Genomic DNA, 18,613 nt, shown 5'->3' with positions numbered 1-18,613 from the left:
ATATCGCCGCCGATTGACCGGTGTCGCTCTCGGGGAGGAGCGGTCTTACTGGTTACGTGACTTGAATCACTTTTGTTGTGTTTTCGCCGTCTGTGGAGCGGATTCGGGTCCGGTGGCCGGTCGCGTCCGGCCACCGGAAGCCGGTCAGTGAATCGTGAGTTGGCCTCCGTCGATGTTCCATGCCTGTCCGGTCACCCAGGCGGCCTGCTCACTGCACAGGAACACGACCAGGTTCGCCACGTCCCGGGGTTCGCCGGCCCGGCGGAGCGGTACGGTCGACTCGATGATGCGACTCCACGCCGCGTCGGGCAGGTCGTCCAGCCGGGACGTCCGTACGATCCCCGGGCAGACCGCGTTGACCCGTATGCCGTGCGGCCCCAGCTCCTGCGCCATGGCCGAGGTCAGCGCGTGGAGTCCCGCCTTCGAGGCGGCGTAGGCGGCCGTCTTCGCGCTCATCAGCTTGCCGCCGATCGACGAGATGTTGACGATGGCCCCGCCCTCCCGCGCGGCCACCATGTGCCGCGCGACCACCCGGCTCAGCCGGAAGGAGCCGGTGAGGTTGGTTCCGATCACCGAGTCCCAGACCCCAGGAGGAAGATCGACCACGTCCACCCGGTCGGGGCCGCGGGCCGCCGCGGCGTTGTTGACGAGGACGTCGAGCCGGCCGAGCCCGTCCAGGGTCTCGTGGAGGATCCGGCCGGCGTTCTCCTCGCCGGTCGTCCCGTCCGTCGTGATGGTCAGGCAACGCCGGCCCAGCGCCGTGATCTCCTCGGCCACGGAGTCCAGCCCCCGCCATCCGGCCTCGCGTTCGTCGGCGGGAAAGCTCTCCCGGGGCCGGTCGGTGCCGGTCATGGCGATGTCGCAGCCCGCTTCGGCCAGGCCGATGGCGATCGATCTGCCGAGGGACCTCATCCGCGCCGCCCCCGTGACGAGCGCGACCCTGCCCTCGAATCCGGTCAGTCTCATGCCGCGTCAGCCCGTGATCTTCTCGTAGGGGTTGGCGCCGTTGAAGTCCTGGACCTCGCCCAGCCGGATCAGCTTGCCCGCCTTCCGGTCCAGCTTCTGCTGCACCACGCCCTCGATGAGGTAGTGGTCGTCCGGCCCGGTGACGAGCTTGATGCCCGGCAGGTAGAAGTTGGGGCCGGTGAAGTCCATGTTGTGGGCCGCACGCATGACCCCGGCGCGGTCCATGGTCTCGGCGTTCTCGATCGCCCAGGTCATGAACATCGCGGCCGTCCATCCCGCGGTCGCGGTGGACGGGAGGATCTTCTCCCCGCCGGGGGTCTTCTTCAGCCAATCCAGGAACAGCTTGATCCCGGGGAGGTCGGCGTTGTCCGGGTCGTCGGCGTCGTAGGAGACGCCGGCCATGATCAGGCCGTCTCCGGCGCCGGGCTCGAGCTTCTTCAGCAGGGACAGGCCGACCTGCGCCGCCTGGATGATCTGGGGCTTCCAGCCGCTGGCGTGCACGTGGTTCAGCGCCTGCAGGGCCTGCAGGCCGATGGCGATGTCGTAGAACGTGTCGGCTCCGGTGGCGGCGAGGCTGGTGATCTGGTTGCCGACGTCGGGGTCGGTGGACTCGAAGCTCTCGGTCTTGACGATCGAGATGTTCGACCCCTCGATCCCCTTCTTGAAGCCCTGCAGGTAGGCGCGTCCGAGGTCGTCGTCCTGGTACAGGATCGCGACCTTCGCATTGGGATTGACCGACTTCAGATACTCGCCGCTGGCCCGCGCCTCGAGCAGGTAGGAGATGCTCCCGGCGGGCCCGCCCCAGGGGTAGTCGGGGTTGCCCAGCTCGGGCGCCCCGGAGGTGGCGAACAGGGACGGTACGCATTCCTGCGCCAGCAGCGGCCGGGCGGCCAGGTTGCCGGACGTGCCGAACAGGCCGAGCAGGGCGAAGACCTTCTCCTCGTTGATCAGTGCGGACACGTTCGCCTTGGTCTTGGTGGCCACGTACTGATCGTCCTTGGCGACCAGCTCGATCTTGCGCTGTTTGCCGTCCGGGCCCTTGACGCCGCCGTTGCCGTTGACGTAGTTGAAGTACGCGTTCATACCGACGACGAACCCACCGCCCACGGCGACGAGAGGGCCCGACAGCGGCTGCGACACACCGAGCTTGATGGTCGTGTCGGTGAGGCCGACGGTGCCGTTGTCCGGACACTCTGCCAGCGCCGGGTCGCCGGAGCCGCTGGACTGCGCCCCGCTCGCCCCGGTCAAGGCGGCGCTGCCGCCGCAGGCGGTGACGCCGAGCGAGAGCAGTGCGGCGGCAGCGAACAGGCGCATACGGGATATGGATGTCATCAGATCTCCTTTATGCCGGTGTCAGGTGGTGTCGAGGGTGGGCTGAGGGGTGGTGACGCCCTTCTTGGCCGTGATGCCGGACAACCGCCGGACCAGACTCCGCAGGCCGCCCGAGAGGCCGCCGGGAAGGAAGAAGGCGAGGAGGATCAACAGGACGCCGTAGACCGCGGGCGTGAGCTGGGGATTGACCCCGAGCTTGGGCAGGACCTCGGGGACGTAGTACAGGAACAGGGCGCCCATGAGCGGACCGACCAGCGTGCCCGATCCCCCGACCGCCATGCCGAGCAGGAGGTTGATCGACACGAGGACGGTGAAGTCGCCCGGGCTGACGAACTGGTTGGTGACGGTGAACATCCAGCCGGCGACCCCGGCGATCGCCGCGCTTCCGGCGAACACGGTCACCTTCACCGCCCTGACGTTGATGCCGACCGTGTGCGCCGCCACGTGCTGGTCGCGAATCGCGATCATCGCGCGTCCCATCGAGCTGTGCACGACGTTGCGGATCAGCAGGAAGGCCAGTGCGGCGATCCCCAGCAGGACCCAGTACTGCCAGGCGACGTCGGCGACGCCCAGCGCGGCGGGCGCCCTGAGCCGCTCGTCCACGGTCAGACCGGCGGTGCCGCCGGTCCATTCCGTGAGGCGTACCGGCACCTGGGGGAACACCAGCGCCAGGGCCATCGTCACCAGGGCCAGGTTCATGCCGCGGATGCGCAGCGCGGGCACGCCGGCGACGGCGCCCACCACGCCCGCGATGAGGACCGCGATCGGCAGCGCGGACCAGTACGACCATCCGTAGTTCTGCACCGCGAGCGCCGTGGCGTAGGCGCCGAGCCCGATGAAGGCGCTGTGGCCGATCGACGGCTGCCCGTTGAACCCCGTCAGCAGGTTGAGGCTCATCACCGCGACGGCGAGGACGAACACCTGCATGAGGCCCCGGATGCCGGTCAGCCCCAGGACGAACGGGGCGCCGACGAGCAGGACCAGGCCGACGGTCCAGGGCAGTGCGCGGATGATCGATCGTTGTGTGGTCGTGTTCATACCCGCTCCACCGGAAGTCGGCCGAACAGCCCTTGCGGACGTATCAGAAGGACGAGAAGGATCACCGCGAACGCGGTCGCGAGCTGGAGTTGGGTGCCGATGAAGGGCAGGTATCCCGAGGCGAGGGACTGGATCAGGCCGACCAGAACGCCTCCGACCAGCGCACCGAACGGGCTGTCGAAGCCGCCGACCACGGCCGCCGCGAAGCCGTAGAGCAGCAGGGCGGCCATCATGTTCGTGCTGACGTACACGACCGGCGCCACGAGGATCGCCGCGATGGCGCCGATGGCCGAGGCCAGCCCCCAGCCGATCATCATCATCCGGCCGACGTCGATGCCGGCCAGACGGCTCGACGAGGGGTTCATCGCTGCGGCGCGCAGGCCGAGGCCGAGCTTGGTGCCCATGAACAGCTGCCGGATCAGCAGCGCCACGACCAGCAGGACGACGACCGTGCCCATCTCCAGGTAGGTGATGGTGACGCCGCCGAGGCTCAGCCCGCCCGAGGGGAACGGCGAGTCGAGCCGTTCCGTGTCGGTCGTGAAGATGTACCCGGCCAGCGCGTTGATCGCCAGGAACATTCCGAGGGTGACGATCAGGAGGGTCAGCGGGTTGCCCCCGGAGAAGGGCCGGATCACCGCGCGTTCGAGCACGGCCCCGAGCAGGAACGCGAAGACGATGCCGGCGGGGATGGCGATCGCCAGGGCCAGCCCGAAGCCCAGCCTTTCGTCGGCGAGTTTCCAGACCACGAAGGTGCTGAACATCGCCATCTCGCCCTGGGCGAAGTTCATGAGCCCGGTCGAGCGGTAGATCAGCACCAGGGCCAGCGCCACGGCGCCGTAGAGGAACCCGTTCGACGTCCCGTCGATCAGACGTTGGATCAGTAGTTCCATGGCGGCCTCAAACTCCCAGGTAGGCGCGGCGGATGGAGTCGTCGGCGCGGATCTCCGCCGCGGTGCCGGCCGAGACGATCTGCCCGTGCCCCAGCACGTACGCGCGGTCGGCGATCGACAGCGCGATCTGGGCGTTCTGCTCGACGATGAGCATCGCGGTCCCGGTCCGCTCGTTCGTCTCCGCGAGGGTTCTGAAGAGCTCGGCGGTCACCATCGGAGCCAGCCCCATCGAGGGCTCGTCCAGGAGCAGCAGCTTCGGGTCGCCCATCAGCGCCCTGGCCACCGCCAGCATCTGCTGCTCGCCGCCGCTCATGCTGCCCGCGAGCTGCGCGCGGCGCTCCCCGAGCGTGGGGAACAGCCCGAACGCGCGGTCCATGGCGGACCGTACCTGCGCCGCGGGCCGGTGGTAGGCGCCGATCCGCAGGTTCTCCTCCACGGTGAGGTCGACGAAGGTGCCGCGGCCTTCGGGCACGTGCCCGATGCCCAGCCGGGCGCGCTGGTCGGTGCGCGATCCGTCCACCCGCCTGCCGTCGAACTCGATCGTCCCCTCGCCGGAGATCTCTCCGCTGAGCGCGCGCAGCGTGGTGGTCTTGCCCGCGCCGTTCGCGCCCAGGATGACCACGACCTCCCCGGGATCCACGTGGAAGTCCAGGTCGCGCAGCACGATCAGCGATCCGTACCCCGCCGTGAGTCCCCGCACGGCCAGCAGGGCGCTCATGCGGCGGTCCCGAGATAGGCGGCCACGACGGCCGGGTCGTTCGACACCTCGGCGGGCAGTCCCTCGGCGATGACCTTCCCGAGGTTGAGCACGATGACCTTGTCCGAGATGGACATGACCAGTCCCATGTGGTGCTCCACCAGGACGACGGTGAGCCCGTGGGCGTCGCGCAGGCTCTGGATCGTTCCGCCGAGCTCGTCGACCTCGCCGTGGGTCAGGCCGGCGGCGGGCTCGTCCAGCAGCAGCATGCGCGGCTCGCTCATCACCGCGCGGGCGATCTCGATGCGCTTCAGCGTGCCGAAGGGAAGACCGCTGGCCGGCATGTCGGCGAGGTGGGCGAGCCTGAGCTCCGACAGCAGGTCGAGGGCCCTGGCCCGGGCCGCCCGCTCGCGGCGCCGCTCGCCGGGCCAGCGCACCGCGCACGACAGGACGTTGGAGCGGTGCGAGGTGTGCCCTCCGACCAGCACGTTCTCGAGGACGGTCATGCGGGGGAACAGGGCGAGGTTCTGGAAGGTGCGCCCGATCCCCCGGGAGGCGAGCGCGTGGGACGGCAGCGTCAGGATGTTCTCGCCGGCGAACTCCACGACGCCGTCGTTCGGCCGGTACAGCCCGCTGACGCAGTTGAACACGCTGCTCTTCCCGGCGCCGTTGGGGCCGACGAGCGCGACGAGGGAGCCTTCCGCCACACCGAAGGACACGCCGTCCAGTGCGCGGACGCCGCCGAACCGCAGGGTCAGGTCTCGTACGTCGAGGAGGTTCATGAGAGACCTCCGGGAACGTGGGGGATGGGTGGGCTACCGGCGATCAAGAGACCGCCCCCTTCCTCTATGACACTTCATGTCGATCAAGCGTCGGAGTGACTGGCCGGCGACGGCCGCGTCGGCGTGGCCGGTTCCGTTCGCGTCGCCTGCGGGAGGTTGCGACCGATACTGAAACAGAATTCTTGTTCCGTCAAGAGTTTCCGATTCGGGGCGGCCATGCCGCCCGGGTCTGGGTCGCGCCTCGACCCTGCTCGCTGATCCAGAGAACGGTCGCGAACAGGTGATTCGTAGAGGAAAGGGGGATGCTCCGCGGCTGCGTGGCGGGCATGCGTCAGGGGTGGAGGAGTGATCGGATAGGAAATGAAAATCCTATTTCAGTTAGCCTATGCCGAAGGGGTCCCGTGGTGGGTGCGTCTCACACGGGACCCCGGTCGGAGAGGCTCAGGAGGCCGTCGCGTTGCGGAGCAGCGCCTCGTTGGGGTTCTCGGGCAGCTCGGTGAGCGGGAGCGCCACCTCCGACACCCGGGGGCCGAGCCGGGACGCCGGCTCGGCGAGCGCGTCGAGGTCGAAGTCGTAGATCTGGGCGGCGTTCTCGGCGAGGACCTTGCGCAGATCCTCCTCCGGCCAGTCGTGGAACAGCTGGCGTAGCGAGAGCGTGGTGTAGGGGTACGTCCCCTCGTCGTGGGGATAGTCGCTGCCCCAGATGAACTTGTCGACGCCGAGCGACTCCCGGGCGGCGACGACGTCGGCGCGTGCGGGGAAGCTCACCCCCAGCCAGACGTTCTGCCGGAAGTACTCGGTGGCCGATCTCGGCAGCACGTGCTCGGGCTTGAAACGCAGTTCGCCGACCGCGCCGGTGTCCCGGATCGACGCGAGCGTCGAGTCGAGCTGCTCCAGCAGCGGCGGCAGCCAGGCGCAGCCCTGCTCGGTGAGGACGACCCTGAGCCGCGGGAAGCGCTCGAAGACACCCGAGAGCAGCATGAACAGCAGGGGACGCCGGGAGTACTGCGCGATCTCGGCGAGCATGATGAGCGCCGACGACGGCAGCGGCGCGTACGCGGGGGTTCCGGTGCCGCCGTGCACGTTGATCGGAACCTCGAGCTCCTCGCAGACCGCCCAGAGCCGGTCGTAGTCCGGGTGGTTCAGCGGCTTGATCCAGTCGACGTCGGGCGGAACGGTGGGCAGGAGCACGCCGCCGCGCAGACCGTGCTCCTTGATCCAGCGGACGTCCTCGATCGCGTCGTCGATGTCGTTCAGGAAGATCTGGCCGATGCCGGCCCGCCGCTCCGGATATCGGGCGCAGAACGCCTCCATCCAGCGGTTGTGCGCCCGGACGCCGGCCAGGCGGAGTTCGTACTCCTCCGGCTTCGGCGGCCGGGCGAACAGGACGAAGCTGGGGAAGAACGGCGGCACGGTGTTGGGGAAGACGACCTCGCCGACGACGCCGTCCGCGTCCTGCTGGGAGTTGCGCATGTCGTCGTCCCAGTTGCGGTACCGCCGGGTGTCGCCGAGATCGCTGAAGGGGTTCCTGTACCGGCCACGCCAGGCGTCGAACGCCTCGTGGTACTTGGACTCCAGAAACTCCCGGTACATCGCGTGGCTTCCTCCGGCGTGGGTGTCCGCCGAGATCACGGTGTAGCGGGACTCCTGATCTGACACGATGCCTCCTGCATCCGATGGGAGGGACGTAGGACCGTCCGCCAGAGACGGATCAGTCCGCCGGCCCGGTGGGTCGGGTGCCCGGGCGCCAGAACACGACGAGCTGCGCCGCCGCCCCCAGGACGCCGAGGCCGGCCGCGAGGGCCAGCCGCTGCCAGCCGCCGACGGTCAGGCCGAACAGCTCGTCGAGCGACCAGCGGCCAGGTCCCGTCCCGGCCAGCGCCGCGGCGGCGACCGCGAGCACGAGCACGTATTCGTAGCCCTCGCCGGGGCGGAAGATGAAAAATCCGTTCTTCAGGTGATTGGCGATCAACGCCACTCCCATGACCCCGACGGCCGCGGCCGCCCCGAGCGGGGTGAGCAGTCCGAGACCGATGAGGAGCCCAGCCCCGAACTCGGCGATGCTGGCCGTCCACGCGTGCAGCACGCCCGGTCGCATGCCGAGCGACTCGAACCAGCGGGCCGTCCCGGCGATGCGCCCGCCTCCGAACACGTGGTTCCAGGCGTGCATGACGAAGACGGCCGCCAGCGTGAGCCGGAGCCCGAGCAGCGCCAGGTCGGCGGCGCCGTCGCCGGAGCCCGTCATCGGACCTGTTCCCTCGGCAGGCGCAGCACCTGTTCGGCGATCACGTTCAACTGGATCTCGGTGGTGCCGCCGCCGATCAGCAGTGGTGGTACGGACAGCAGTGCCTGCGCCGCGTCGTCCTCCCCGGTGTGGACGCTCGCCCGGGCGCCCGCCCACCCCAGTTCCGTACGGCGGATCTCCACGGCGTTCCAGGAGGAGGCGACCTTGAGCACGCTCGACTCGGCACCCGGCTGCAGGCCCGACAGCTGCTTGAGGAAGACCCGCTGTCCCAGCGCCTCGAAGGCGTTGATCTTGGCGGTCAGCACGCCGATGTCGCGTACCACCCCCGGCCCGTCCACGCCCAGCGCCTCGGCGGTCCTGGCCGGCAGCTCCCGCGCCCCGGACATGCCGCTTCCCATGCTCACCCGCTCGTTGCCCAGCGTCGTGCGGGCCAGCCGCCAGCCGTCGCCGGGCCGCCCCACGAGACAGTCGTCCGGGACGAAGACGTCGTTGAAGAACACCTCGTTGAACAGGTAGCCGCCGTTGGCCTCGCGCAGCGGCCGCACCTCCAGGCCGGGGGAGCGCATGTCCACGAGGAAGTAGCTCAGCCCCCGGTGCTTGGGCGCGTCGGGATCGGTCCTGGCCAGGCAGATCCCCCAGTCGGCCTCGTGGGCGCTGGACGTCCACACCTTCTGGCCGTTGAGCGACCAGCCGCCGTCGCGTTTCTCCGCCCGGGAGCGCAGCGAGGCGAGGTCCGAGCCGGCGCCGGGCTCGCTGAACAGCTGGCACCACACGATCTCGCCGTGCAGGGTGGGCATGACGAACCGCTCCCGCTGCGCCTCGGTCCCGTGCGCGATGATCGTGGGCAGGGCCCACTCTCCGATGACCGTGGACGGCTGGACGAGGCCCGCCCGCGCGTACTCCTGGGAGATCACGACCTGGGTGGTCGCGTCGGCCGCCATGCCGTACGGCTCCGGGTAGTGCGGGGAGACAAGCCGGGCCTCCGCCAGCATCCGGCGCCGCTCGCCCTCCGGCGCGGCCGCGACGGCGCGTAGCGTCTCGGCCATCCGGGCGCGCACCCCGGGTTCCTCGTGGGACAGGTCGATGGTCCTGGTGCGCTCGGTGACGCGGGCGAGCCGTCCCGCGCTCTCCTCCCACTCGTGCGCCGGGCCGAGCAGGGTGGACAGGCAGATCCCGCGGCGCCAGTAGAGGTGGGCGTCGTGCTCCCAGGTGTAGCCGATGCCGCCGAACAGGGTGACGGTCTCCAGGCCGAGTTCGGCGATCCCGCCGAGGCAGGTGACCGCGGCGGAGGCCGCCGCGAGCGTTAACTGATCCCTGTCCTGGTCCACCGCCGAGGCCGCGTCCCAGGCCGCGGCGGCCATGAGCTGCCCCTGGATGAACATCCTCGCGCACTTGTGCTTGATGGCCTGGAAGGATCCGACCGGGCGGCCGAACTGCTCGCGCACCTTGACGTACTCCAGCCCGGCCTCCTGACACCAGCGGGCGATGCCGGCGGCCTCGGCGGAGAACAGCACGGCGGCGAGCGACCGCAGCTCGGTGCTATCGACCGCGAGCACGCGGTCGAACGGCACGAGCAGGCCCTCGGCGGTGAAGCAGCCGATGTCGCGGGTGAGATCGACCCCGGACCTGCGGGAGACCTTGACCGCGTCCCGGTCGTCGGGCTCCAGCAGGAACCAGACCGTGCCCTCCGGGGCGCGCGCGCCCAGCACCACGTGCTCTCCGCTGAGGGCGCCGAGCACCGGCGCCGTGGTGCCGGTCACCTCCCAGCCGTCGCGCCTGCGCACCGCGACGAGGCCCTCCGCCGTGGTGGCGCATGCGCCGGGGGAGCCCTCGGCGAAGCGCGGCAGCACCCTCGCGCACAGCTCGGCGCCGCCGTGCCGGGAGACGACCAGGCTGGTCAGCAGGGTGGGCAGCAGCGGACCCGGCATCAACCCCCGGCCGGTCTCCTCCAGGACGATGGCGAGCTCGACCACGCCCGCTTCGTCACCGCCGTACCTGGCGGGCAGGTGCATGGCGAGGAGTCCCTGCTCCACCAGGCGGTTCCAGATGGCCGGCCACATTCCGGCGGAGAGGTCCTCGAACTCGGCCCGGGTCGACTCCGAGCTCACGTGCCGGGCGGTGAACCTCGCAACGGACTCGGCCAGCGCGTGCTGCTCCTCCGTCAACGCGATTGACATGTGCGTTCCGCCCTACTTGTCCAGTTTGAGGACACGCCGGCTGTTCTCGTACAGGAACTTGGGCCACACCTCGTCCTTGAAGGGCACGTGGGGCATGTCGGTGAAGATCCGCTCGAGGGAGAGGCCCATCGGGAAGTAGCCCGCGTAGATGATCTTGTCGGCGCCGCGGGCGTTGGCGTACTTGACGATCGCCTCGGGGTAGTGCTTGGGCGCGAACGCCGAGGTGGAGTAGTAGAGGTTGGGCCACTTGAGCATCAGCTTCATGGCGAGCCGCTCCCAGGGCTCGCAGCCGTGCCGGGTGACGAAGACGAGGTCGGGGAAGTCGTACATGACGGTGTCGATCCGGGCGACCTCCTGCGGGGCGAACTTCAGCCTGGGGCCGGGGATGCCGGCGCAGACGAAGATCGGGATGTCGAGCTCGACGCAGGTGGCGTAGATGGGGTACATCTTCGGGTCGTCGATCGCCACCTGGGGGAAGGTCCCCGCGGGGAAGGCGCCCACGGCGCGGATGCCGTACATCTCGTAGTCGCGCCGCAGCGCCTGCACGCTGCCCATGACGTCGTTCGGGTCGTCGACGTTGCCCGAGGGGATGAACCGGTCCGGATGCCGCTTGAGCGCCGTACGGGAGACCTCGTCGCCGACGCCGATCAGGCCCTGGGCGACGCCGAAGCGGTCCATCTCCCGCAGGGTCACGCCGATCGGGTCGTCGGCGGGAAGGTCCTTCGGGACCTGCTTGAACATGTACTCCACCGGGAACTGCATCTCCTCCCGCGAGCCCCGGTCCTTCGTCTGCCTGCGGATGAAGTCGTACTGCGAGAAGTCCTTCTGCGGGAATCCGATCATCGTGTCGATGATGGGCAGTCCGGACGGCATGGCCATGAACGGCTCCTTTCAGGTCCTGGGCGCTACAATGAAACAAGATTTCAGTTTCGTCAAGGGTTCGATGGTCGGCCATTCCCGGCTGTAGGAGAGGGCGTAGCGGCAGCGAAGGGTTGCCTAAACTGAAATCTCATTCTAGTTTGATGTCGGGGCGCATGAGGCACCTCCGACAGAAGGGAACGCACATGGCGGGCAGCATCTTCTTCGACCACCTGGCCGTGGGAGTCGAAACCTGGCAGGACGCCTACCCCCGTTTCGCCGTGGAACTGGGCGGCGCGTGGTCGCACGGGGGCGACGCGGGAGGGTACGCGCCCTACCAGCTGATCTACGGCCATGGCATGCGCCTGGAGTTCATCGCGCCCACCGGTGGGCCCGGCGGTTTCATGCGTCGGTTCCTGGACCGCAACGGCCCGGGTCCGCATCACCTCACCTTCAAGGTTCCGTCGCTGGACGACGCCCTCGACCGTCTGGAGGCGGAGGGGATCAGCACGCTCGGCGGGAGGAACGAGGCCTACTGGCGGGAGGCGTTCCTCCACCCCAAGCAGGCCGGCATGGGGACGCTCATCCAGCTCGCCGAGTCGAGGGAGTGGGAGCTCGGCGGCGGCTTCAGCTCGCCCTCGCCGCCCGACTTCCCCGAGCCGGCCACCGAGCCTCTCGACATCGCGTGGATCGGGCTGACCGTCGCCTCGCTCGACACGGCGACGATGCTGTTCGTGGACCACCTGGCGGGTTCCATCGCCGCGAAGGGCCCCGGGTGGCGCCTGCTGAGCTGGGGCGTGGGCCACAACCTGCTGGTACGCCAGGAGGACGCCGAGCCCGGAGGACGGCCGCTGTGGGCGGCCCCGGGACTCGGAGTGGGACACGTGGTCTTCGGTCCGCCCGAGTTGGTCCCCGACGACCTGTCGGACGGCGGCGTTCCGGCGGTGCCGATGCCGCACCATCCTCCGACGAGCCTGACGGTCCTGCGGGTGGGGCCGGACTCAGGCGGTGGGCGAGCGGGGGAGTGAGGGGGAGCCCGCGCGGGCGGAGGCGGCCCCGCGTTCGCGGCGGCCGCCTCGGGGCCCGTGTCGGAGGAGAGCGGCGATCGGCCGGGCTCCGGGGCGGCGGGCTCAGGCGCGGGTGCGCGCCTGCTCCTCCCGCTCCAGTTGCTGCTTCAGCAGCTTTCCTGTCTCGGTGTAGGGCAGGGACTCCCGGAACTCGACCGCCACCGGGACCTTGAACGACGCGAGCGCCGCCGCGCACCACTCACGCACCTGCTCCTCGGTGAGCCCGGAGCCCGCCCGCCGGACGACGAAGGCCTTGGGCTCCTGCCCGTACTCGAGGCTGTCGACGCCGATGACCGCGGCCTCGTTGATCTCGGGATGCTCGACCAGGCGGTTCTCGATCTCGATGGGGTAGATGTTCTCGCCACCGCGGATGATCATGTCTCGGCGGCGGCTCGCGAGGTACAGCAGGCCGTCGGAGACCCGTCCGTAGTCGCCGGTCCGATACCAGCGGTCCTCGCCGAGGGCGTCCCGGGTGGCGTCGGGGTCGTCCCAGTAGCCGAGGAAGACCGACGGCGAACGCAGGTAGATCTCGCCGACCTCGCCCTCGGGCAGGACGGTCCCGTCGGCGTCGCGGATCTGCACCTCGACCGTCGGCTGCGCCGGTCGGACGGACTCCGGCACCGAGACGAAGAGGTCGCCTCCCGTCAGGGTGCCGAGGCCGACCGTCTCGCTCATGCCGTAGCCGTTGCCCAGCCGGAGGGCCGGCAGTCGCCGGTGCAGTTCGCGCACGAGTTCGGGCGGGAAGACCGTTCCGCCGGAGCCGGCGCTGGTCACGGAGCCGAGGTCGTAGGAGTCGATGTCGGGATGGCGGAGCAGCCGCCAGAACTGGGTGGGCACGCCCGACCAGGTCGTGACCCCGTGCTCGGCCGTGAGCCGCAGCCAGACCTCCGGATCCCACGCGCCGGGCGGCGGGAAGACCAGCTTGGATGGGGTGGACCCGCCCGTGATGAGAACGGCGACCATGCCCGAGATGTGGAACATCGGGCTGGACACGATGACGCAGTTCTGCCGCGGCGGCCCGGCCGGCGCCCCGCTGAGCGCGCCCGCCATCGCCGTACCGAGCAGGTTCACCATCGCGAAGTTGATGATGTTCCGGTGCGAGAGCGTCGCGCCCTTGGGCCGTCCGGTCGTCCCGCTGGTGAACAGGATGACCACAGGGGAGTCCTCGGTGATCTCCGGGGGCGCCGGCGCCTTGCCGCGGAACTCCCGCGCCTCGGCATGAAGATCGTCGAGTGGCTTCACCGGCACGCCGTCCGGAACCGAGCCGGGCCGGAGCCGGGCGAGCCTCCGCTCGTCGCCCGCGACGAGCACGGGCCGGGACAGCTCGATGCCGTGCTCGAGCTCGGGAGCGGTCCACCAGCCGTTGAGGCTGCTGATGACGCCCCCGAGCGAGACCACGGCCCACATGAGGATCGCGTACTCGGCGTGGTTGGCGGCGACGACGGCGACGCGGTCCCCGGTCCTGACGCCGTATCGCTCGCTGAGCAGCACGGCCGTGCTGTCGATGTCCTCGAGGGCCTGGCGGTAGGTCCACTGCCGCCGCGGAGAGATCAGGAACGGCAGGTCCAGGGCGGCGGCGGACTGTCTGTCGAGCATCTGACGCAGCGTGCGCGGCCGCTGCGCGAACACCACGTGGTCGTGACCGAGCACCGGCTCGGTCACCAGCTCGAAGGGCGCGCCCGGACCGAGGAGCGCTTCACGTACGTCCGGTGGTAGAGCGGCGGAACCTTGCCAGTCCAAATGTGATGGCCGTGACCGGGCCTCATCACCCATGGCGATCCACTTTCTCTGATGGCCGACTGTATCGGGGGACCGTTCACCGGGGCCATGGAAGAGTCGTCCCCGGTTGAATTGCTGTCTCAGGGAGAGGCGGACTCGATACCGAACGGCGAATAGCCCCGGCAGGGTGACGCTCTCGCGTGGAAAGTGGTCCGAGGCGGCGGAGGGCCGCCTGCGGAGATCAGGAGTGTGCGCCCCGCACACCCGTCCAGACGTCGACCAGGTGCGCCCACCGGTCTGAGATCGTCCGCTTGAGTCGCGCTCTGTCCTCCTCGGAGAGCGAGCCCGCCGTGTTCGGGTCGCCGCTCACGGCCGGCAGCAGGGCCAGCAGCTCCTCCTCCTCGAGACCGAGTGCGGCCAGGGCGGGTGCGTGGCGTTCCGAGTCGAGGATCTCGGGCAGGTCTGAGCGTGCGATGAGGACGGCCAGATCCTCCTCGCCCTCCTCCAGGAGGAAGCCGCACAGACTCGATCTGGTCAGTTCCATCGAGGTCTCCGGGTTCGTGGCATGGGGGACGGGCACCGGGGCTCGCGGGACGGGGGAGGACATGGGCGCCGCCCCGTCCCGCCCGAGCTCAGACCGGACGCCGGGAGGCGAGGAACAGGCCGTTGTCGCGCATGACCATGCGGCACTGCTCCATGGTGTAGTCGAAGTTCTGCAGGTCCTTGATGTACGAAGCGGGATCGGCGAGGCCCTCGACGTGCGGGTAGTCCGAGCCCATGAGGATGTGCTCGGGGCCCAGCAGACGCAGCAGGCTGGCCAGCTCGTCCTCGTAGAAGGGCGAGACCCAGATGTGCCGCTTGAAGGTCTCCCTGGGGTCTTCCGGGAAGAGATGCGGGACCTGGCCGTAAGTCTTGGTGAGCTTCTCGAAGAGGTGGAACACCCATGCGGAGCCGACCTCGATGGACGCCATCCGCAGGTTCGGGAAGCGGTGGAAGAGCCCCAGTGCGAGATGGCTGGCGATCGTGTCCTGCAGGGCGTCGGCCGACACCAGGCCGCGGAAGGCGTTGGCCCGGAACGCCTCGGTGAAGCCGTTCTCACCCCAGGCCTCGAGATACTTCGTGTAGGCCGTCTCACCCCCGTGGTAGAGCACGGTGATGCCCGAGTCGTTGGCCAGCTTCCAGAACGAGTCGAACATGGGGTCGGCGGGAGCGCGTGACCCGAGCTCGGTCATCACCGGCCCGCCCACCATCACGACGAACCGCGCGTCCCGTTCGAGCGCCCACTCAAGCTCTCGGGCGGCGTCGGCGGGGTCGGAGAGCGTGATGTAGGGCGCGGAGAAGATCCGCTCCTGGTACGCCATGCCCCAGTCCTCGTCGAGCCACCGGTTGAAAGCGCGGAAGGCGGCGCGCTGGGCGGGCAGGTCGTCGACCAGCGCCTGCTCCATGCCGACGCCGAGGGTGGGCAGCATGATGCAGCCCTCCATGCCCTGCTCGTCCATCAGCGCGATGCGGGCGTCGCGGTCGCGGTACTCCGGCCGGATGGGTTCGAGCTCGCCGAACAGTTTGCTCGGGTCGGCGCTCTTGGGGTTTCGCCCGCGGAAGTACTCGTCCATGACCCCCGGCGCCGCGACCGGATCGAAGATCGGGTTCGGGATGAACTTGTTGATCTTCCCCCCGACCAGGAGGCGGGTCTTGCCGTCGATCTGCGCCCACTGCATGGTGCGCTTGCGGTACTCCGGCTCGATGTGACGCGTGAACGCGTCCAGGGCCTCGTAGTAGTGGTTGTCGCAGTCGAAGAAGCGGAACGGGAGCTCGGTCGTCATGGATGTTGCCCTTCGGAAAGGATCGGCGGCGGGCTCTTCTGCGGCGACCGTCTGGAACGGGTGCCGAAGGCCAATCTCAAGCTAGAACAGAATTCTTGTTCCGACAAGCATCCGTGAGACGGTCGGCTTGGTATCCGGTCGGCCGCCACCCATCGGAGGTCTCCGCGGCATCCCGCAGGTCTCCGGTACATGTCCCGGTGGGGCGGCCTCTTCCGGCCCATCCGGGGGCGCCGGCCGAGGGGAGTGGATATTGATAGAACAGAATTCTTATTTTAGTGTTGAGGGAGGAACCTGGAAGGGGCTGCCGGATGGCGTTGAGACTGGACGCGGTGGGCGAGGAGTGGGAGGCGCCCGGACGGCGGTGGACCTCGGCCGACGCCATCCTGTACGCGCTGGGAGTGGGGGCGGGCGCCGGCGATCCGCTGGCGGAGCTGCCGTACACGACGGAGAACTCCCACGGGGTCGGCCAACGGGTGCTGCCCACCTTCGCCGTCATGCTGGGCGGCGCGGGGTCGATGTCGGCGCTGGGGGACTTCGACCTCTCGCAGGTCCTGCACGCCGAGCAGTCGGTGACACTGCACGGCCCGCTGCCGGTGGAGGGCGCCAGCGTGACCAGGTCACGCGTGGCCGCCTTCTACGACAAGGGCCGGAACGCGATCGCGGTCACGGAGGGTGTGATCACGGACGCGGCCACCGGCGCGATCCTGGCCGAGGTCGCCGCCGGCCTCTTCATCCGCGGCGAGGGAGGGTTCGGCGGCGAGCGCGGTTCCGCCGCCCGGTGGGAGCGGCCCGCGCGGGAACCCGATCACGTGGTGACCTACCCGACCCGCCCCGAGCAGGCGCTGCTCTACCGGCTGAGCGGAGATCGCAATCCTCTGCACTCCGGCCCCCGGCTGGCGGAGCGTGCGGGCTTCGACCGGCCGATCCTGCACGGGCTGTGCACGTACGGTTTCACCGGGCGGGCGCTGCTGCACACCGTGTGCGGCTCGGATCCCGCCCGGTTCGGCGGCATGTCCGCCCGTTTCGCCGCTCCGGTGTTCCCCGGGCAGGAGCTGACCGTGGCGATCTGGGAGGATGACGGCGTCTTCCTGTTCCAGACCACGGCGGCGGGCAAGATCGTGCTTGATCGCGGAACGTTTATAAAACGGTCATAACGGCCAGGAAGCTGGAGTCGGCCCCGTGCCGGGCCGGGAAGTGGACGCCATGCGGACCCCGCGTACCGGCGCATGGCATCGGGCGGAACGGCCGCGCATGACCGGAGGTCCTGACGGGTCGTCCTGGACAGAAGGAGCACGGTGGCGACGCCCTTGACGCCTGTCAGATCCGGTGTGGTCACCGGTGCGCTGGCCTTCAGCGGCATGGTGGTTTCGGTGATGTTCACCTTGGTGGTGCCCATCATCCCCGAGCTGCCGCGGCTGCTGTCGGCCACGGCCGAGGACGCGTCCTGGGTGATCACCGCCACCCTGCTGTCCTCCGCGGTGTTCACCCCCGTGAGCGGGCGGCTCGGCGACATGTACGGCAAACGCCGGATGATGGTGATCAGCCTCGCGTTGATGGTCGTCGGATCGTCGATCTGCGTGTTCTCCGGCTCACTGGCCGTCGTGGTGCTCGGACGGGCGCTCCAGGGCTGCGCCGTCGGCGTGATCCCCCTGGGCATCAGCATCATGCGCGACCTGCTGCCGCCCGCACGGCTCGGCTCGGCCATGGCGCTGATGAGCGCCACCCTGGGCGCGGGCGGCGCGCTGGGGCTGCCGCTGGGGGCCCTGGTCGCGCAGGTGGCGGACTGGCACATGCTGTTCCTCGTGTCCGCCGCGATGGGCGCGGCCGGCCTGGTGCTCGTCCTCACGGTCGTGCCCGTCTCGCCCCTGCGCGCGGGAGGGCGGTTCGACTTCCTCGGCCTGGCCGGGCTCTCGTCCGGTCTGGTGTGCCTGCTGCTGCCCATCAGCAAGGGCGGCGGCTGGGGCTGGAACAGCCCCCTGACCCTGGGCCTGTTCGCGGCGTCGGCGGTGATCTTCGTCCTCTGGGGGCTGGTGGAGACGCGGCTGGACAACCCGCTGGTCGATCTGCGCGCGACCGTCAGGCGCGAGGTGCTGATCACGAATATCGCGTCCATCGCCTTCGGGTTCGCCATGTTCGTGACGAGCCTGGTCTTCCCCCAGGTGCTCCAGGCTCCGGCGGCCACCGGCTACGGCCTGGGCCTGTCCCTGCTCGACGCCGGGCTGTACATGGGCGTGGGAGGCGTGATGATGATCGTGCTGTCCCCCGTCTCCGCCCGCATCACCGATGCCTACGGGCCCAGGGTGACGCTGATGATCGGCGCACTGTGCACCGTCGCGGGGTACGGCACCGCCCTGGTGCTGATGGACGACGTCTGGCACATCGTGCTGGCCGCGACCGTCGTCTCCTCGGGCGCCGGGCTCGGCTACGCCGCCATGCCCGCCTCGATCATGGCGGCGGTGCCGCTGTCGGAGACGGCCGCGGCCAACGGTTTCAACGCGCTCATGCGCTCCATCGGCACGGCCGCGGCCAGCGCGGTGATCAGCGCGATCCTGGCCGCCCACATCCTGCCGGGAGGCGCCTTCCCCCTGCCGTCCCGCCAGGGGCTCCAGATCGCGCTGGTCATAGCGGCGGCGGCCGCAGCCGCAGGCCTCGTCATCGCCGCGTTCCTGCCCCGGCGCGGCCGGGTTCCGGCGGATGCCGGGCCGGAGGAGCCGCGCGGGGCGTCGATCACGATCGTGATGGGCCGGGACTGAGGCGCCGCAGCCGTCCACCGGGAAACGAACACGGCCGGCCGTTCCACCGGCCGCCGCCGTCGCTCCCGGCGGCCTGAACGTTTCACCCTCTCCCGGAGTCCCGCTCGCGGCCTTCAGCAGCCCTGACGCGGGTGAGAGCAGGCGCGCGCGAACGCCGCCCGCGGCGAATCGTTGACCCGGCGATCTGCGGGACCGTAGCGTGATGCACGGTGTTCCTGTTCGTGGATGTCGTTCACATTCACGAAATGGCTGGTGGGACCAGGAGG

Annotated in this window: 16 protein-coding genes; 3 read left to right on the top strand and 13 right to left on the bottom strand. The window is 69.7% G+C overall.

From position 1 onward, the window contains the following. Positions 1-144 precede the first annotated feature (144 nt). From AP234_RS25145 to AP234_RS25100, 10 genes are all read right to left on the bottom strand, one after another. Positions 145-966, bottom strand: coding sequence for an SDR family NAD(P)-dependent oxidoreductase (locus AP234_RS25145; protein ID WP_055482185.1), 822 nt, complete (start codon positions 964-966; stop codon positions 145-147). 6 nt (positions 967-972) lie between these two features. Then, on the bottom strand, positions 973-2,298 hold the full coding sequence (locus AP234_RS25140; RefSeq protein WP_083502407.1) for an ABC transporter substrate-binding protein: 1,326 nt from the start codon (positions 2,296-2,298) through the stop codon (positions 973-975). Between the two features lie 21 nt (positions 2,299-2,319). Continuing rightward, positions 2,320-3,336, bottom strand: coding sequence for a branched-chain amino acid ABC transporter permease (locus AP234_RS25135; RefSeq protein WP_055482183.1), 1,017 nt, complete (start codon positions 3,334-3,336; stop codon positions 2,320-2,322). Beyond that, a complete protein-coding gene (locus AP234_RS25130) occupies positions 3,333-4,226 on the bottom strand; it encodes a branched-chain amino acid ABC transporter permease (protein WP_055482182.1) in 894 nt (297 codons plus the stop codon). Before AP234_RS25130 ends, AP234_RS25135 begins: the two co-directional genes overlap by 4 nt. Before the next feature lie 7 nt (positions 4,227-4,233). Next, positions 4,234-4,944: an ABC transporter ATP-binding protein gene (locus AP234_RS25125; RefSeq protein ID WP_055482181.1), complete on the bottom strand. Its 711-nt coding sequence runs from the start codon at positions 4,942-4,944 to the stop codon at positions 4,234-4,236. Beyond that, positions 4,941-5,705, bottom strand: a complete 765-nt coding sequence (locus AP234_RS25120; RefSeq protein WP_055482180.1) for an ABC transporter ATP-binding protein — start codon at positions 5,703-5,705, stop codon at positions 4,941-4,943. The genes AP234_RS25125 and AP234_RS25120 overlap by 4 nt, the downstream gene beginning before the upstream one ends. Positions 5,706-6,146: 441 nt before the next feature. Then, positions 6,147-7,364 carry an amidohydrolase family protein gene (locus AP234_RS25115; RefSeq protein ID WP_055482179.1) on the bottom strand — a complete coding sequence of 406 codons (1,218 nt, stop codon included), beginning with the start codon at positions 7,362-7,364 and terminating at the stop codon, positions 6,147-6,149. Between the two features lie 52 nt (positions 7,365-7,416). Then, positions 7,417-7,950 carry a DoxX family protein gene (locus tag AP234_RS25110; protein WP_055482178.1) on the bottom strand — a complete coding sequence of 178 codons (534 nt, stop codon included), beginning with the start codon at positions 7,948-7,950 and terminating at the stop codon, positions 7,417-7,419. Beyond that, the gene (locus AP234_RS25105; protein WP_055482177.1) at positions 7,947-10,127 is read right to left on the bottom strand and encodes an acyl-CoA dehydrogenase; all 2,181 of its coding nucleotides are present in this window, start codon (positions 10,125-10,127) and stop codon (positions 7,947-7,949) included. The genes AP234_RS25110 and AP234_RS25105 overlap by 4 nt, the downstream gene beginning before the upstream one ends. Before the next feature lie 12 nt (positions 10,128-10,139). Continuing rightward, positions 10,140-11,006: an amidohydrolase family protein gene (locus AP234_RS25100; protein WP_055482176.1), complete on the bottom strand. Its 867-nt coding sequence runs from the start codon at positions 11,004-11,006 to the stop codon at positions 10,140-10,142. A gap of 185 nt (positions 11,007-11,191) precedes the next feature. On the opposite strand from AP234_RS25100, the gene AP234_RS25095 reads away from it, so the two are divergent. Beyond that, positions 11,192-12,013 carry a VOC family protein gene (locus tag AP234_RS25095; protein WP_055482175.1) on the top strand — a complete coding sequence of 274 codons (822 nt, stop codon included), beginning with the start codon at positions 11,192-11,194 and terminating at the stop codon, positions 12,011-12,013. Positions 12,014-12,115: 102 nt separating this feature from the next. Here AP234_RS25095 and AP234_RS25090 read toward each other — a convergent pair whose 3' ends face one another. From AP234_RS25090 to AP234_RS25080, 3 genes are all read right to left on the bottom strand, one after another. Next, positions 12,116-13,714: a class I adenylate-forming enzyme family protein gene (locus tag AP234_RS25090; RefSeq protein ID WP_055482174.1), complete on the bottom strand. Its 1,599-nt coding sequence runs from the start codon at positions 13,712-13,714 to the stop codon at positions 12,116-12,118. Between the two features lie 298 nt (positions 13,715-14,012). After that, entirely contained in the window at positions 14,013-14,315 is a 303-nt protein-coding gene (locus tag AP234_RS25085) for a hypothetical protein (protein WP_055482173.1), read from the bottom strand. Between the two features lie 88 nt (positions 14,316-14,403). Further along, positions 14,404-15,594 (bottom strand): amidohydrolase family protein, encoded by a 1,191-nt coding sequence (locus AP234_RS25080; protein WP_055482172.1) that lies wholly within the window; start codon positions 15,592-15,594, stop codon positions 14,404-14,406. A 308-nt stretch (positions 15,595-15,902) separates the two neighbouring features. On the opposite strand from AP234_RS25080, the gene AP234_RS25075 reads away from it, so the two are divergent. Both AP234_RS25075 and AP234_RS25070 read left to right on the top strand, forming a co-directional pair. Continuing rightward, complete coding sequence (locus tag AP234_RS25075) at positions 15,903-16,748, top strand: MaoC family dehydratase (RefSeq protein ID WP_055482171.1); 846 nt, start codon at positions 15,903-15,905, stop codon at positions 16,746-16,748. 141 nt (positions 16,749-16,889) lie between these two features. Beyond that, positions 16,890-18,347, top strand: a complete 1,458-nt coding sequence (locus tag AP234_RS25070) for an MFS transporter (RefSeq protein WP_235558363.1) — start codon at positions 16,890-16,892, stop codon at positions 18,345-18,347. Positions 18,348-18,613 lie beyond the last annotated feature (266 nt).

Source organism: Sphaerimonospora mesophila, assembly GCF_001417795.1.
GTDB classification, from domain to species: domain Bacteria; phylum Actinomycetota; class Actinomycetes; order Streptosporangiales; family Streptosporangiaceae; genus Sphaerimonospora; species Sphaerimonospora mesophila.
This window is presented reverse-complemented; position numbering and strand designations above follow the sequence as displayed.

Bases quoted from the DNA above. Each gene is read 5' to 3' on its own strand.
- AP234_RS25145 (WP_055482185.1), bottom strand. From the start codon at position 966: ATGAGACTGACCGGATTCGAGGGCAGGGTCGCGCTCGTCACGGGGGCG.
- AP234_RS25140 (WP_083502407.1), bottom strand. From the start codon at position 2,298: ATGACATCCATATCCCGTATGCGCCTGTTCGCTGCCGCCGCACTGCTC.
- AP234_RS25135 (WP_055482183.1), bottom strand. From the start codon at position 3,336: ATGAACACGACCACACAACGATCGATCATCCGCGCACTGCCCTGGACC.
- AP234_RS25130 (WP_055482182.1), bottom strand. From the start codon at position 4,226: ATGGAACTACTGATCCAACGTCTGATCGACGGGACGTCGAACGGGTTC.
- AP234_RS25125 (WP_055482181.1), bottom strand. From the start codon at position 4,944: ATGAGCGCCCTGCTGGCCGTGCGGGGACTCACGGCGGGGTACGGATCG.
- AP234_RS25120 (WP_055482180.1), bottom strand. From the start codon at position 5,705: ATGAACCTCCTCGACGTACGAGACCTGACCCTGCGGTTCGGCGGCGTC.
- AP234_RS25110 (WP_055482178.1), bottom strand. From the start codon at position 7,950: ATGACGGGCTCCGGCGACGGCGCCGCCGACCTGGCGCTGCTCGGGCTC.
- AP234_RS25105 (WP_055482177.1), bottom strand. From the start codon at position 10,127: ATGTCAATCGCGTTGACGGAGGAGCAGCACGCGCTGGCCGAGTCCGTT.
- AP234_RS25100 (WP_055482176.1), bottom strand. From the start codon at position 11,006: ATGGCCATGCCGTCCGGACTGCCCATCATCGACACGATGATCGGATTC.
- AP234_RS25095 (WP_055482175.1), top strand. From the start codon at position 11,192: ATGGCGGGCAGCATCTTCTTCGACCACCTGGCCGTGGGAGTCGAAACC.
- AP234_RS25085 (WP_055482173.1), bottom strand. From the start codon at position 14,315: ATGGAACTGACCAGATCGAGTCTGTGCGGCTTCCTCCTGGAGGAGGGC.
- AP234_RS25080 (WP_055482172.1), bottom strand. From the start codon at position 15,594: ATGACGACCGAGCTCCCGTTCCGCTTCTTCGACTGCGACAACCACTAC.
- AP234_RS25075 (WP_055482171.1), top strand. From the start codon at position 15,903: ATGGCGTTGAGACTGGACGCGGTGGGCGAGGAGTGGGAGGCGCCCGGA.